The organism is Streptomyces sp. DSM 118878 (assembly GCF_052936595.1).
On record NZ_CP193622.1, the window covers coordinates 4,470,589 to 4,485,583 of the forward strand.

The 14,995-nt window shown below is 70.5% G+C and carries 16 protein-coding genes; all 16 read right to left on the bottom strand.

What is annotated here, in order from left to right; all coding sequences use genetic code 11:
- Positions 1-41: 41 nt before the first annotated feature.
- A complete protein-coding gene (locus ACRAKF_RS19820; RefSeq protein ID WP_447038507.1) occupies positions 42-539 on the bottom strand; it encodes a 3-hydroxyacyl-ACP dehydratase FabZ family protein in 498 nt (165 codons plus the stop codon).
- Entirely contained in the window at positions 536-940 is a 405-nt protein-coding gene (locus tag ACRAKF_RS19825) for a 3-hydroxyacyl-ACP dehydratase FabZ family protein (protein ID WP_447038508.1), read from the bottom strand. The genes ACRAKF_RS19820 and ACRAKF_RS19825 overlap by 4 nt, the downstream gene beginning before the upstream one ends.
- Positions 937-1,212: an acyl carrier protein gene (locus ACRAKF_RS19830; RefSeq protein ID WP_447038509.1), complete on the bottom strand. Its 276-nt coding sequence runs from the start codon at positions 1,210-1,212 to the stop codon at positions 937-939. Before ACRAKF_RS19830 ends, ACRAKF_RS19825 begins: the two co-directional genes overlap by 4 nt.
- Before the next feature lie 32 nt (positions 1,213-1,244).
- The gene (locus ACRAKF_RS19835; RefSeq protein WP_447038510.1) at positions 1,245-2,330 is read right to left on the bottom strand and encodes a beta-ketoacyl synthase N-terminal-like domain-containing protein; all 1,086 of its coding nucleotides are present in this window, start codon (positions 2,328-2,330) and stop codon (positions 1,245-1,247) included.
- A 5-nt stretch (positions 2,331-2,335) separates the two neighbouring features.
- Positions 2,336-3,328, bottom strand: coding sequence for a hypothetical protein (locus tag ACRAKF_RS19840; RefSeq protein ID WP_447038511.1), 993 nt, complete (start codon positions 3,326-3,328; stop codon positions 2,336-2,338).
- Positions 3,328-4,212, bottom strand: a complete 885-nt coding sequence (locus tag ACRAKF_RS19845) for an alpha/beta fold hydrolase (protein ID WP_447038512.1) — start codon at positions 4,210-4,212, stop codon at positions 3,328-3,330. The genes ACRAKF_RS19840 and ACRAKF_RS19845 overlap by 1 nt, the downstream gene beginning before the upstream one ends.
- On the bottom strand, positions 4,212-5,162 hold the full coding sequence (locus ACRAKF_RS19850) for a beta-ketoacyl synthase N-terminal-like domain-containing protein (RefSeq protein ID WP_447038513.1): 951 nt from the start codon (positions 5,160-5,162) through the stop codon (positions 4,212-4,214). The genes ACRAKF_RS19845 and ACRAKF_RS19850 overlap by 1 nt, the downstream gene beginning before the upstream one ends.
- Entirely contained in the window at positions 5,159-6,301 is a 1,143-nt protein-coding gene (locus ACRAKF_RS19855; protein ID WP_447038514.1) for a beta-ketoacyl synthase N-terminal-like domain-containing protein, read from the bottom strand. The genes ACRAKF_RS19850 and ACRAKF_RS19855 overlap by 4 nt, the downstream gene beginning before the upstream one ends.
- The gene (locus ACRAKF_RS19860) at positions 6,298-7,548 is read right to left on the bottom strand and encodes a beta-ketoacyl-[acyl-carrier-protein] synthase family protein (protein ID WP_447038515.1); all 1,251 of its coding nucleotides are present in this window, start codon (positions 7,546-7,548) and stop codon (positions 6,298-6,300) included. Before ACRAKF_RS19860 ends, ACRAKF_RS19855 begins: the two co-directional genes overlap by 4 nt.
- Before the next feature lie 41 nt (positions 7,549-7,589).
- Entirely contained in the window at positions 7,590-7,841 is a 252-nt protein-coding gene (locus ACRAKF_RS19865; protein ID WP_447038516.1) for an acyl carrier protein, read from the bottom strand.
- Between the two features lie 439 nt (positions 7,842-8,280).
- A complete protein-coding gene (locus ACRAKF_RS19870; protein ID WP_447038517.1) occupies positions 8,281-9,114 on the bottom strand; it encodes a LuxR family transcriptional regulator in 834 nt (277 codons plus the stop codon).
- A gap of 92 nt (positions 9,115-9,206) precedes the next feature.
- Positions 9,207-9,890, bottom strand: coding sequence for a helix-turn-helix transcriptional regulator (locus ACRAKF_RS19875; protein WP_447038518.1), 684 nt, complete (start codon positions 9,888-9,890; stop codon positions 9,207-9,209).
- Between the two features lie 739 nt (positions 9,891-10,629).
- On the bottom strand, positions 10,630-11,373 hold the full coding sequence (locus ACRAKF_RS19880) for an IclR family transcriptional regulator (RefSeq protein ID WP_447038519.1): 744 nt from the start codon (positions 11,371-11,373) through the stop codon (positions 10,630-10,632).
- Positions 11,370-12,314: an ACP S-malonyltransferase gene (locus tag ACRAKF_RS19885; protein WP_447038520.1), complete on the bottom strand. Its 945-nt coding sequence runs from the start codon at positions 12,312-12,314 to the stop codon at positions 11,370-11,372. The genes ACRAKF_RS19880 and ACRAKF_RS19885 overlap by 4 nt, the downstream gene beginning before the upstream one ends.
- 300 nt (positions 12,315-12,614) lie before the next feature.
- Positions 12,615-13,406, bottom strand: coding sequence for a LuxR family transcriptional regulator (locus ACRAKF_RS19890; protein WP_447038521.1), 792 nt, complete (start codon positions 13,404-13,406; stop codon positions 12,615-12,617).
- 78 nt (positions 13,407-13,484) lie between these two features.
- Positions 13,485-14,207: a DNA-binding response regulator gene (locus ACRAKF_RS19895; protein ID WP_447038522.1), complete on the bottom strand. Its 723-nt coding sequence runs from the start codon at positions 14,205-14,207 to the stop codon at positions 13,485-13,487.
- Positions 14,208-14,995: the final 788 nt, after the last annotated feature.

Below are 14,995 nucleotides of genomic sequence, written 5' to 3' on the forward strand. Positions count from 1 at the left end.
TTCTCTCCTGGTGTGGGCTGGTTCGCTGCTGCCGCGCTCCGCTATCGGGCGGTGGCCGTGGTCCCGGTCGGCGGGCGGAGCTGGTCCGCGGGCCGGAACGCCATGACCATGCGGGAGAAGGTCATGGCGACCTCGCCGTCGACGAGCGTTTCGCCGTCGAAGATCACGGTGTCGGTGAGAGCGCGGAAGACCCGCACCCGGTGTTCGAGGAGATCGCCCGGGTACACCGGCCGCAGGAACGCGACGTCCGACATGGCGCCGGCCAGCATGACCTGGTCCGTGGTCTCCTCGGTGCCGGAGCCGCCGTGGACCGCGAGGATTCCGGCGGCCTGCCCCCACGACTCCACCAACAGGCTCTGGGGGTAGGCGAACCGGTCGAGGTCCGCGCCCTCGCCGATGTGCTCGTACCAGGGCTCGTTGCAGGTCACCGCCTTGAGCGCCACGAGCCGCTCGCCGGGCACCAGTTCCAGCACCCGGTCGACGAGGAGCATGGGATACCGGTGCGGCAGCATCCGCTTGATGCCTGCGGCGTCGATCATCGCGTTCCCTCCGTGGCATAGCGCAGGCGCACCTTGGCCGCCGTACCGCGTTCGGTCGAGGCGGTCGCCGCGTACGTCCAACCGCCCTCCAGCGCCTTCCAGGTGCCGTCGACGGTGAGGACGTCGCCGGGGAAGACCGCGCCGACGAAGCGGGCGGTCTCCAGGGCGGCGAGGGACAGCGGGGCGCCGGGCGCGGTAGCGAGGGCCGCCCGGTGCACGCACTCGACCACGCACACCCCGGGGAATATCGGGAAGTCCGGGTAGTGCCCGGCGAAGACCGGTTCGTCCGGCTCGATACGGAAGCCGACGCGCGAGGAGAGGGCCTCGCCGCCGCCCTCGGCAGGCGCCCGCAGCACCTGGGGCGCGGCCCGTACGGGGCTCGCCGCGGCGGTGTCCGTCACTGCGCCCGCAGCTTCCCCGCCAGCAGGTCGTACGCCTGCTGGAGCGAGACGACCTGGCGCAGCTCGGCCTCCGTGAACTTGACGGCGTACCGCTTCTCCAGGACCACGACGACCTCAAGGGCCATCAGCGAGTCGACCGCCAGGTCCTCCATGAAGTTCGCGTCGTCCACGACGTCCGCGGCTTCCACGTCGAGGATGTCCGCCACCGTGTGGCGGAGTTCGTCCTTGTCCAGCTCCGCGGGCACGGCGGCTTCCGAATACGAGAGGGCCATGGGCCTTCCTTTCAGCGTCTGTCGATGGTGGGTCAGAGGATGCGCAGGAGTGCGCAGGCGAGCGCGCCGTCGCGGTCGACCGATGTCACCACCGCGACCCGGCCGCGGGAGCCCGGCGTGTCCGGTGCGGCCGTGAGCACCGACACCACCTGGAACGCCGCCGTCGCCGCCGCGGTGTCACCGATGAGCCCCAACTGGGGCACCCACCGCACTCCGGAGTCGCTCCACAGTGATGCGAGCCCCGCCCGCTCCTGCTCGCCGAGGTCTCCGGCGGGCCCGGACGGCGACACCGCCCAGACGTCGTCGGGGCCGACCCCGGCCCGCGTGAGGGCGCGCCGCACGGTGGCCGTGAGCGCCGCCGCGGCTCCGCCGGGCGGTGCCACCCCCGACTCCACGGCCAGCACCTCGGCGAGTCCCTCGCCCTCTGCCACGGCGTCGGCGGGCCGCAGCCGCAGCATCGCGCAGCCCTCCCCGAGGACCACGTCCGTCTCGTCCTCGCCCCGGGTGTGCCACTCCAGCCAGGAGCGGGCCGCCGAGTACTCCTCGGCCGCGCCGCACAGCACGGTGCGCGCCCGGCCCGCCGCGAGCAGCCGCCGTGCGTAGTTCAGGGCGAGCAGCCCCGACGAACGCCCCGCCGCCACCGTGGTGTTGGGCCCCTTGAGGCCGTACCAGATCGCGCACTGGCCCGCGGGACAGTTCATGATCGCGTTGGGGATGTGCGAGGGGTCGATGTAGAACGGCTTCTCGTGGACGAGGGTGTCGCGGGTGATGTCCATCATGCTCTGGGCGCTGCCGGTGGTGGTGCCGAGCACCAGGCCGACGTCGGCGCCGTGCTCCGCCGTGTCGCCGGCCTCCGCGAGCAGTTCGCGCACGGTCGTGACGGCGAGCCCCGTCACCCGGTCCATGGACCGGGTGCCCTTGCGGCCGAGCACGTCCTTGATGACGAAGTCCGGGACCAGACACGCCTGTTCGTCCGGCCCGTGCCACCGCTCGGAGTCCAGTGGCGCCACCGTCGTACGGCCCGACCGCGCGCCCTCGGCGAAGGCCTGCCGTCCGATGCCGTACGGCGACACCGCCGACCACCCCGAGACGACGGGGCCGCGTACCTCAGTGGCCATCCCGGTCACGCCTGCTCGTTGTTGAAGGCGCTCAGGACACGCTCGTCGAAGGTGACCAGGCGGCCTTCCTTGCCGTTCTCGACCACGCCGTAGGCGTGCGTGATGGTGCCCGTCGAGGTCTGCACCAGATGCCCGTCGCGGACCACATAGGTGTCGAGGCGGGAGGTGTAGAGCAGGTTCTTGAAGATGTCGTCGACCGTGTAGACGACATAGAGGTCCTCTTCGAGGAGCGCCTCGTCGAGGAGGGTCACCCGGGAGTGGGTGACGGCCGGGATCCAGTTCTGCTCGGCGAGCAGCTTGCGGATGGACAGGCCGCGGGCGTCCACGAAACGGTGCTTGGCCTCCTCCATGAGACGCAGGTAGCCGGACATCTGCAGCCGCTCGAAGAAGTGCACGAAGGGGTAGGGGATGCGGAACTTCCAGCCGTAGGCGTTCTCGCCGGCGAGAAGCTGCTCCAGGACCGCGTCGGTCTCGGCCGAGCCGCCGGAGATCAGCCGGTCGTCGACGGCGGGCACGGCGGCCCCCGGCTCGGAGCCGCCGATCCGCGGGGTCACGAACTGCTCCAGGCCCTCGGGCACCGGCAGCCTGCGGACCATCCGCACGTCGTTCTCGTCGTACCGCAGCACGGCCTTCACCTTGGCCGCGACGGCCTTCTTCGGCTCGCCGTCGCGCTCGACTTTGACGGTGACCTTGAACGAGAGCTCGGCGGCGCCGTCCTTGGTGTTCGGTGTCACCTCGATCGTGGCCTGGTCGTCGACGACCAGGGCGGTCTGCAACCGGGCGTCGATGTCGACGATGTCGAAACCGAGCCCCTGCTCCTCGTAGAGCCGTCCGACCGGCAGCCCGCTGTGCCGGAAGTGCTCGATGACCGCCTTCTCGACCAGGTAGTTGACATGCTTGAAGCCGATGATGGTGCCGATGTTGGCACCCTCGTAGCCGGGGCTGAGGACGACCGTGGTCGACTCGTTCAGCAGCGACTTCACGGTGGTTTCTGACATCACGCGCTCCTAGCTCGTTCACGCACCGCGTCCGGCAGCCGGACCGGGATCTGGTTGAGGGCTCCGCCGACCAGGGCGGAGAAAAGCTCGGGGTGTTCGGCCATCGGGTAGTGGCCGCACTCGGGGATGACGTGCAGTTCGGCCCGGGGCAGGTCGGCCACGAGCAGCTCGCTCTCGGCGACGGCGACGTCCCGCCGGCCGGTGACGACCACGACGGGCAGGTCGATCAGTTCGGTACGGAGCCAGGGCGTGCGCAGATAGGCCTCGAAGAACCGCATCCAGCCGTAGGGGCCGACCCGCTCGCACACCCGGCGCGCCATGTGGAGCCGGATCTCCGGGTCGACGGGACGGCCGGGGTGGGACCCGAGCCCCTCCTCCATGATGTCGAGGAAGTCACGCTGCATGCCCGCGATCGCGTCCCACGCGAAGTCATCGGCGGAGCGCCGGTAGAACGGCGAGACCAGGACGACCGCGCCGATCCCGTACCGGCCGAGCGGGTCGCGGCCCATCGCCGCCTCCCGGCTCAGGAAGTCGAGCAGGAGGTTGGCCGAGTAGGAGTGCGCGACCACCAGGTCGGGGCCGCCGGGCACCTCGTCGAGGGCGGCAGCGATCCAGTCGGTGCGCCCCCGCCGATCCTCGTACCCCTCCTGCCGGCTCCACGGCTGCACGTGGTCGGCGCGCCAGGGCAGTGCGGCGGTCCAGGTCTCCAGGCCGTACGGCGCCCTGTCGAGCAGCCGGTCCCAGACCGCCGGGCTGCTGGCCAGGCCGTGCAGCAGCAGCGCCCGCCGGGCGGTGGCGCCCGGCCCGCCGGTCGCCGGGCGGTGGCGTACGAACAGCGGGACGGGCTCCGCCGCCTGCCGCCCCGGCGCCGTCGTGCCGCCCATCAGACGGGTTCCGGCCGCAGGAGTGCGAGGCCCGCGGTGGCGTCGTCGTGGTCGCGCCCGGACAGGGCGAAGACCGGTCCCGTGCCACCGCCCGCGAACCAGCCGACCGCTCCGGCACATTGCAGTACGCCGAGGACGGCCGACGCCTCGCCCCACGCTCCGGCGAGTTCGTGGTGCCGGGTCCCGGAGCCGAGCACCGCCGAGCCGAGGCCCTCTCCGGCACCGGGGCCGAACCACGCGGCGGGCACGTCCCCTCGGGGACCGGCAAGCCGCTCCAGGCAGTCCTGCACGCCCGCGGTGCGCACGCTCGTGCCCACCACGGCGCGCCCGGTGGCGCCGCGCTCGGCGGCCGCCCGGGGATGTTCGAGGACGACCGCGGCCGCGCCGTCGATGATCCGGTCCGCCCCGGTCAGCCCGCGGACGATCTCGTTGTCGGGCTCGACGCCCAGGACGAGCGCGCGGCCCGCCCGCTCGGCGCTGATCAGACCGTGCGCCCAGCGGACGGCATCGAGGCCGGAGGTCGCGCCGTTGCAGATCATGAGGTTGGGGCCGCGGAGCCCGTACTTGATCGCCAGGGTGGAGGCGATCACGTTGCTGGACGCGTTGGGCGTGTCCATCGGGCTGATCCCGCTCGCCGCGCCGTCGGCGGCGATGGTCTCCACCACCGAGCAGACGGTGTCGACGTTCCCATAGTTGGACGCCACGAGCACCGCGACCGTCTCGCCGGGCACGGTCAGGCCGTCCGCGCCGAGCAGCCCGGCGTCCCGCAGCGCCTCGTCGGCGCAGCACAGCGCCAACTGGGTCGCCCGGTCCTTATACTTGAGGCCCTTCTTGCCGATCCGCGCGGCCGGGTCCACGGGCTCGGCGGCTCGCGGAAGCTCGCCGAGCAGTTCCTCGGGGGAGCGGACGCCCGGAAGCGCCAGGCCCACTCCGGTCACCTGTACGTTCATTCGGCCGCCTCCAGCACTGCCACCGCGTTGATGCCGCCGAAACCGAAGGCGTCGACCTGGGCGAGCTTCACCTGCGCGGCCACCGCCTCGTCCCGCACCAGGCGGAAGCCCTCGGTCTCGGACGCCGGGTGGTCGAGGCCCGTGTGGGGCGGGACGCGTTGCTCGCGCATCGCCTTCAGGGCCACGATCAGGCCGAGCAGCCCGGAAGCGCCCGAGGTGTGCCCGGTCATCGACTTGATGCCGCTCATCAGGGGACCGGCGATGTGCGATCCATACACTTCGGCGAGCGCGGTGGCCTCGGCGGCGTCATTGAGCGGGGTGCCGGTGCCGTGCATCATCACCAGGCCGATGTCCTCCGGCTTGACCCCGGACCGGGTGTGCGCCTCCCGGATGGCGCCCGCGATACCGGCCGCGTCCGGCGCGGTGGCGTGGAAGGCGTCGCAGTTGACGCCGACGCCACGGACCCAGCCGTACGACGGGTCCGGCCCCGGGCCGGGGCTGCGGCGCAGCACGATCGCCGCGGCCCCCTCTCCCATCACCGTGCCCTTGCGGTCCCGGTCGAAGGGGCGGAGCCGGTCCGGCGGGTCGAGCTGGAGCCGATCGGAGAGGCCGAACATGCTTTCGGTGATGACGTCCACGCCGGCCACGACCACGGTGTCGGCGTCCTGGTACTCAAGGAGGTCGACGCCGAGCGCGAGGGCGTACAGCGAGGCGGAGCAGGCGTTGGAGATCGTGTGGGTGTCATCGGCGCCGAACCGCTCACGCAGCGCGGTGCCGAAGTGCAGCCGCGCGGCGTCGAAGCCGGCGTCGTCGCGCCACCACAGCTCGACGGAGCGCAGCTCGCGCAGGCCGGTGCCGATGAGCACGGGTACGCCCCGCAGGTCCTCGGGCAGGCCCGCGTCCCGCAGCGCCTGTCCGATCGCGTCGGCCAGCAGCGCGGAGGCCCGGCCGACGGTGTCGACGCCGGGCGCCTCGCGGTTGTCGACCTCGTACAGGAAGTCCGCGTTGTACCAGTCGCGGTTGAAGCCGCGCAGCGTGCCGATGCCGCTGCGACCCGCGCACAGGTTACGGAAGACCTCGTCCGCGTCGGCGCCCACGCTGGCGACCGAACCGACTCCGGTGACCGGCCAGCGGCTCACTGCTCCCCCTCGTATTTGCCGAGGATGACGATCGCGTTGTTGCCGCCGAAGGCCAGGCCGTTGTTCTGCACGATCCGCAGATCCGCCTCGACCGCCTCGTTCGGCACGCAGTCGACCTCGCACTCCGGGTCGGTGGTGACGTGGTTGATCGTCGGCGGGATGAACCGGTGCACGATCGCGAGCGAGCAGGCGATGGCCGCGAGGGCGCTGGCCGCGCCCATGGTGTGGCCGAGCATCGACTTGATCGAAATGGTGCGGGGGGCGTCCTCGCCGTACACCTGGCGGATGGCGCGGGCCTCGGTGACGTCGTTGGCCTTGGTGCCGGTGCCGTGTGCCGAGATCAGGTCGACCTCGTGCGGCTTGACCCCGGCGTTCTCCAGGGCGATCTCCATGCACCGCCCGACGCTGGCCTCATTGGGCGCGACCTGGTGGTACGCGTCGCAGTTGAGGCCGTAGCCGAGCACCTCGGCATAGATCCGGGCGCCGCGGGCGAGCGCGGACTCCAGGCTCTCCAGTACGAGGACCCCGGCGCCCTCGCCGGTGAGGATGCCCTTGCGGTCGGTGTCGAAGGGTTGGCACAGCTCCGGCGCGATGGTGCCGAGGCGGTAGAAGCCGGCGAAGGTCTTGCGGCACATGGCGTCCGCGCCACCGCAGAGCGCGAAGTCGACCTCGCCGGTGCGCACCGCGTCGAAGCCGTAGCCGATCGCGTAGTTTCCCGCGGCACAGGCGGTCGGGATCGTCACCGCCTCGACGTCGGTGAGTTCGAGTTCGTGGGCGATGGCCGCGGACAGCCGCCCGGCCCGCACCCGGCGGGCGATGGTGGAGTCCATCTGCTCGGGGCCGTGCTGGAGCTGGCTCTCCACCAGATGGTCCAGGTCGAAGGATTCCCCGTCGGTCGTCCCGATGGAGATCAGGCCCCGCTGCCGCTGGAGGGCCGCCACATCGAGGTCCGCGTCCTCGATGGCCATCCGGGCCGCCGCCACCGAGAACTGGCTGGCCCGCCCGAGCTCGTCCACATCGAGGTTGCGGATCCACTTCCCGGGCTCGAAGTCGACGATCTCGCACCCGTTGGCGTGGGCGAACCCTTGGGTGTCGAAGGCCGTGATCGGCTTCGCTCCGCTGCGGCCGGAACGGAGCCCTTCGGCGAACTCTGCGGCGCCCACTCCAATGCTGGAGAAGACCCCGAATCCAGTGAGAACCACTCGGTGGGCCGCGGTGGCCGAACCGTCATGCGCGAGAGTCGTCATCGATTCCTCCAACCAGTCTCGGTTTTCTCGGCGAAGCCCGATTACCAGCCGGCTGACTCGGAGACGACTTCGTAGACGCCCTTCAGGTTCACCATGCGTGCCAGCTCGGACTGGTCGATGACGACCTTGAACTCCTTCTCGAGCGAGGCGAGGATCTCGATGGCACGGAGCGAGTCGGCGTCGTGGTCCTCGCGGAAGAGGCTGGTGTCGGTCACCTCGTCCTCCTCGAGCTCCAGAATCTCGCAGACCATTTCTTTGATGGTCGCCGCGCGCTCAGCGGTCAGAGTAGCCATGATGACGTAACCTCTCACGATTTTTGTCGTACACGGGATTCGTCGCAATGACGCGGGCCGGAGGCGGCAACAGGCGTCAGGAACGAGATATAAGAATTCGGCGGCTTTTCCATGGTATTCGAGCCGCTCCCGCAGAACATTAGATCCAACTCCGTGGCCCCGCAAGGCTGTTGGTTCCGTTCCGCAGGAGCTAATTCCATGGCATCGTCGCAGGTGAGGGCGGCACTCAAAGCAATTTCCGGCCGCCCTCTCCCGTCAGGAAGCTGCCAGCGACGCGACCGCCGACGAAAGGCAGCGGTGAGCGTCAGAAACATTTTCAGCCCGGCGGGACGACCCCCGCAACGAGCACTTCAGGAAGGTGCCAAAGAAAGACCGAAGACAGAAAGTCAGGACTCCGAAACGGCAGGACTCCGAAACGAGTCCCGGCACGGGGCCGCCGCTATGGCCCACGATCGGGGCAGCGGTCCGCGAGAGCCGGCAGCAACCCGAGCTCGGCGGCGTACACCCCCGCCTGGAAACGGGAGTTCGCGCCCACCAGTTCCATGATCTCGGCGACGTAGCGCCGATAGGTGCGCACCGACACCGACAGCTCCCTGGCCGCCACCTCGTCGGTCACCCCGGCGTGCAGACAGCCGAGTATCCGCCGCGCGAACTCCGTACGGGTGCGGTCCCCGAAGTCGATCCGGTCGGTGACCGAGACGGCGTTGCGCCACACCCCGGTGAACAGGGTGCGCAGGATCCGGATCACACCGGTCGCGCCGGTCACCGAGGCCCTCGGGCCGATGGCGGAGTCCGCGAACACCAGGGCGACGTTGCCGTCGACGACCACGGAGTCGAGCACCGGACTACGCGCGATCCGCACGTCGAAGTTGCCGGTCATGGCGCGGTAGTCGCGCGCGGCCTCCCGGCCGAAGGTGGCCCGGGTGCGCAGCACCCTGATCTCCACCTCGTCGCCGCGGGCCTCGGCGAGGCCGCGCAGCAGCCCGTCCATGCGGCGCGAGCGGGCCGCGTCGGTGGCCAGGACCACGTCGACCCAGCGCTTCGCCTGACCGATCATCTTCTCGGCCTGCGCGAGGACCGTCCCCTCGTCCGGCTCCACCGAGGTGACCAGCGGCTGCGTGGACTCCTGGTTCCGGTACTTGGCGACGGTGTCCTCGATCAGGGCGTGGACCTCAAGGAGCGCCCGCTCGATCTCGTCCTCCCGCGTACCGGTGTCATTCCGGTCATCACTTTTCTCGGCATGCGCGGGCATCCCTGTTTCGACAGTACTCATCGACGCTCTTGCTCCCCCCGGGGCGACTCAGCAGTACTCATGAGAATGATCTGTGGGCCGCAGCGGTGCTGGACCGCTCGCCCGCCCCCAGATCAGTCGGTGCCGGACATCAGGCCCAGCTCAACGGCTCTCGCACCCGCCTGAAAGCGGGAGTTCGCCCCGAGGGCGCGCATGATCTCGGCCACGTGGCGCCGGTAGGTGCGCAGCGACACCCCCATCTCGCGCGCGGCTATGTCGTCGGTGAGTCCGGCGCTCAGGTGCTGGAGTATGCGGCGTGTGAAGCCCGTACGGGCCCGGCTGCCCAGGCGGTTGTACTCATCGGGGGAGAGGGCCGACGACCAGACGCCGGCGAAGAGCGACTCGATGGCCCGCACCACGGCCGGGTCCTGGACCGCCGAACCCCGGCCGCCGGCGGGCTGCCCCTCCACCGGTACGAGGGCCATGCGCCCGTCCACGATCAGCGTTCCCTGCACCGGCCCCACCGCGACGCGGATCTCGGGCAGCGGGCCATGGCGTCCCAGGGCGCGCACGGCGTCGGAGCCCAGGGCGCGCGGGGTGCACAACAGCCGGACGGCGAGCCCCTCTCGGCGCGCGGCGCCCAGGCGCTCCAGGGCGGCGCACACGGCCTCCGGCTGCCCCTCGTCCTCCGTGAGGACGGCGCCGATGGAGCGCCGGGCGCCACTGATCAGTTGCTCCACCACGTCGCCGAAGGTCTTCGGCTCAACGCCCCGGGACAGCACGGAGCGCTGCGCCGTCTGTCGGCGATGGCTGGTCACGGTCGACTCAATGAGCTTGGAAGCGCGCAGGAGTGCGCCCTCCACGTCGTCGCTCCCACCCCTGGCGACAAATCTTTTCGGAATTACAAATTCCGTTACCTCTTCACTTCTTCGCAAGGTGGACCCAGCAGACGGTCGGTTCACCACTTCACCACTTCCCCCGTATGGCCAAAACGGCGCGAAACGAGCCCTGCCCGACCACCACATGTCTGTCGGTGCAGGCCACCCAACGCTCCGGGGCCCTTTCCATTCCCACGTCAACTGCGACGCTTAACGGCAAGCAACCCTCTGCTAACGTTTGGCGAAACCGCAGGATTCGGCCACTCGAAGTGACCATCCAGGCAGTCGCAATCAGTTCGAGACGCTAGCCTCCCCCTCACTTACCAGTCAACGAGCGACTGGTCGACGCTTGATCAAATTCGCTTGCCGAGCGCCCCCTGACACAACAGGAGCGCTGTACAGCGGCCCGCAATGGCAGCAAGCTGCGCGCCTCCGAGGCGGACCTTGCCGCGTAAATCGGCCAGATGGCACCAATCGGCCGGTGCGGCGCCGGGACCGCTCCCCCTGCTTGATTCGATGACCTGTTATTGCCATTCGCGGCTCGGCACGCAATACACAACTCGTACCGCATTCAATGAATATCCCGACCGCTCAGTGGCCGGGAGAACCCGCCTTGTCCATGACCGATGTGTGTGGGTGGCCGATTCCGGCCCTGGTGCACGCATCGGGTCCGGCCCTGTCAGGCCGTTCGTGATCTACGGAGTCCGACGCTGAGCTCATCGGCCGCGTCCGTCACCGCGCCGAGCAGCAGCCGGCTGGGTCCCACGGATATCCGGGACGTGCGCCCCGTGAGGACGAGCGCGGCCACCACCTGGTTCCCCGGGGCCCGCACCGGCACGCTCGTGGAGACGGAGCCCGGGACCATCGGGTCGGGGCCGTGCGCCCAGCCGCGCCGCCGCACCAGGGAGAGCTGCGCGGCGGTGAACCGGGCGCGGCGCAACCCCTCGTACAGACTCTCGGGCTCCTCCCAAGCGAGCAGCACCTGGGCGACGGGGCCCTCCGTGGCCGGGCGGGCGGTACCGATGGGCAGCAGGCTGCCGCCCTCGGCCGTCTCGCCGGAGGTGCTGATGCAGACCTGCTTGGCCTCGTGGCGCCGGAAGAGCCGGGCGTGCAGGCCGGTCAGCGCGTACAGGTCGTCGAGGACGGGCACGGCCGCCCCGGCGAGCTGGTCGCGCCGTACCTCGACGGCGATGTTCCCGAACCGGGGGCCGACCACGTACCGGCCCTTGAAGTCCCTGGCGAGCAGCCCGAGCCGCTCCAGGCCCTGGGCGATCCGGTGCACGGTCGGGCGGGCGAAGCCGCTGACGGCGACCAGCTTGGGCAGGGACGCCGGGCCCTGTTCCACCACGGCGAGCAGCGCCGAGGCCTTGTCGAGGACCCCGATCCCGCTGATCCTCTCGGGCTCCCGGACCGCGACGCTCACCGGTGGGCCGCCGACGGGGCGGCGAGCGCGGCGGGACCGTCCACGGAGACGACCTCGGTCTCCGGGACGATACGACGGATGAGGCCGGACAGGGTGCGGCCGGGGCCCAGCTCGACGAGCCGGCGGCAGCCCAGCTCCCCGGTGAGGGTCGCCACGCTCTGCTCCCACAGCACCGGCGAGGTGAGCTGGCGGACGCCGAGGACCCGCCAGGCCTCACCGTCGGTGTACGGCGCGGCGTCGACGTTGGCCACCACCGGCAGACGCGCCGGGGTGAACTCCGCCTCCCGCAGCGCTCGGCCCAGGGCCTCGGCCGCCGGTGCCATGTAAGGGCTGTGGAAGGCTCCGCCGACGCCGAGGCGGAGCATCTTGGCGCCGATCGAGGGGGCGCGCACACCGACCTCCGCGACGCCCTGCGTCGAACCGGAGACCACGGTCTGGCCCGGGGCGTTGACGTTGGCCACCCACACCTCCGCGCCCTCGCCGCGGACCTCGTCGACCAGCGCCTCGGCCTGGTCGAGCGGCGCGGCCACCAGGACGCCCATGGTTCCCTCGCGGGCCAGGGCCGCCTCTCGCATGGCCCTGCCGCGGACGCCCACCAGTGTGGCCGCCCCGCCGATGGAGAGGGCGCCGGCCGCGGTGAGGGCGACGTACTCGCCGAGGCTGTGCCCGGCGCAGGCGACCACCGGGCCGCCGATCCTGTCGGCCCGTACGGCCTCGGCATGTGCCATCAACGCGACCGTGAAGACGGCGAGCTGCGCGAGGTCGGTACGTCGAAGCTGGTCATCGGGGGTGGTGAGGAGCAGCTCCGCGAGGTCCTCCCCGGTGGCGGCGGAGACCTCGGCGGTGAGCTCCCAGGACGGAGTGTCCCGCCAGGGCCCGCCCATCCCCTGCTTCTGCGTCCCCTGACCGGGGAACACCAAGCCGACCGGTACTCGATTCATGGACTCGCCTTCCGCACGACACTCATCGGCACGACACTCATCGGTGGGACACTCACCGGTGGACACTCACCGGTAGGCACTCACCGGTAGGCACTATCGGTGGGAACTGAGGGCAGGGCCTCCCGCCCGGGGCAGCCCGGAGCAACCCGGAGCAACCCGGAGCAACCCGGGCCTCCGTGTGCCGACGGCTCGTCAGAGGGGGGCACCGGCGGCCGGGGACGGGGCCCGCTCGGGCCGGCCGGATCCCCGGTCCTGCATCCCCATACAACTGGCCCTCGCGAACGGGCGGCAACAGGGATTTCAGGAAGCTGCCAGTGAGCTCTCGTATGGCAGCTCCGGCCCGGCCGCGGGTGGCAGCAGCCCCAGTTCGGCGGCGCGCACCCCGGCCTGGAAGCGGGAGCCGGCGCCGAGCAGCGCCATGATGTCCGCGACGTGGCGCCGGTAGGTGCGTACGGACATGCCCAGTCCGCGCGCCGCGACCTCGTCCGTGACACCACCGTGCAGCGCCCGGAGGATACGTGCGGCAAGCACCGCCCGGCTGCGGCTCTCGAAGACGACGCGCTCCCCGGCGGGTACGGCATGGGCCCACGCATGGTCGAAAAGGGCGGCCAGGGTGTGCAGCACCTCGGGAACGCGGATCAGCGACGCACGGTGGCCGCCCGCCGAGTAGGCCACCACCAGGGCGATGCGGCCGTCGACGATCATCACCTGCAACTGCGGGATGCGGGTGACACGGACCGCCACCGGCCGCTCCCTGTCCAGTTGTTCGCGCACGAAGCCCTCGTCGACCGGACCGGCCCTCGTCAGCAGCCGTACCTCCACGCCCTCGCGCGCGCCGTGGATGAGCTCCCGCTCGGGGCGCGGGGCCTGTTCACCGGGGCCACGCTCGTGAGCGTGGACGATGTCGATGGTGTGGGCGGCGCCCTCGACCAGTCGCCGTGCCCGGGCGAGCACGCCGTCGTAGTCCTCGTCCAGGGTGGTGATCAGCTGCTCCTGGCTGCCACGGGACCGGTGCAGGGCCACGATCGTCTCGATCAGCGACTGGATGTCGAGCAGGGAGCGCTCCAGCTCGTCATCTCTCCTGTCGGTCACGCGAATGTCCACTCTCTTGCGGTGTCTTGGCGCGGGCCGGCCCCTGCCGGTACCGGGGAGGCGTGCTCCTGCGGCGCGTCACTCCGACAGCAGTCCGAGCTCCACGGCTCTGGCCCCCGCCTGGAAGCGGGAGCCGGCGTCCAGTTCGCGCAGAAACTTCGCCACATAGCGCCGGTACGTCCGTAAGGACACGTCCAGTTCGCGTGCCGCCGCCTCGTCGGTGCGGCCCGCGCGCAGCAGCTCCAGGACATTCCTGGCGAGTTCGCTGCGGAGCAAGGGGCTCAACTGGAGGTGGTCGGCGAGGCTCCGGCCCCGGGACCAGGCGCTCGCGCCGAACAGTTCGAGTGCGCGGATGGTGGCGGTGTCGTGCACGACGACGACCTGTCCGGAGGAGCCTTCCCTGGCCCGCACCAGAGCCGAGGTGCCGTCGACCAGCACGACGGCGCGCAGTTCCCTCCCGGACACCCGGATCTCGGCATGGCCGTCCCCGGCAGCGGTCAGCGGCGCGAGCGCGGACTCGGCCACCTCGACGCCGCACAGCACCCGGACGGTCACCGCCGAGGGAAGCCGGGCCAGCGAGCGCACCGTCGTGTCGGTGAACTCATCGACGGCGGGCAGCGCCGCGCACACCGTGTACCGGGCCGTGGCGATGAGGGACTCCAGCACCCGCGAGAACGGCATGCCCTCTGGGCGCCCGGCCGATAAGGACGCCACCGACCGGCGCCGGTGCAGCGAGACGGTGCTCTCGATCAGGGCACCGGCCTGGAGCAGCGCCTGTTCTACACGGGCGGCGTCACCCACGACCGCTTCCGACGCCCCATTCCTGGAATCCTCTTCTGTGAACGACTCCGACTTAGACTCCGACATAACTCCCCCGTACACCCATGAAAATGGAATAACCTCTTCCGGATATCCATTTCACAATAACAAGAAGAAAATCACGGGCACCTTGACGCTAGTTCAGGGCAGAGGGAGGAGTCAACAGACCCCCGGACCGCCCCAGATGAGCACATACACTTTCCCCTCTAGCCGTGTACCGCACGGTGCGCGCCCCGACCGATGGCCTCACGCTCCCGGCCCAGGCCCAGCCTCGGTCTCGGTCTCGGCCTCGGTCTCGACCTCGGTTCCATGTCACTTCATGGGACAGGACAGGGCAGGACAGCAAGGCGAGAGCAATAGCTCAGCAACATTGCTATATATACGCTGCATATACCCTCCAATGCGGAGGAGTCGCCACGGCATGCCACCCTGCGACACCGCGATTGCAGCACCCGCCCCGAATAGGCACCTCCGACAGAAACCTGCGACAGAAACTTGCGATACGTACCTGCGATAGGCATGTATCGCAGATCACAGCGGAATTCGCCGCGGCATGGCGCGGAACGCATCCGGACGGCAGGCACATTCGCCGGAACCTTGGCGCCGTACCCCACGCCTGAAGCCACCCCCTCGGACAGCCGGGGCTCGACCTGGCCCCACGGGCGACGGACAGTGCCTGAGCGATTACCAAACGCAATGGGAGTGATCGTGAGGCTGCCCAGGGGCTCCTGGTGGCCCCCGACGTGCGAGGTGCGACGTACGACATGCGA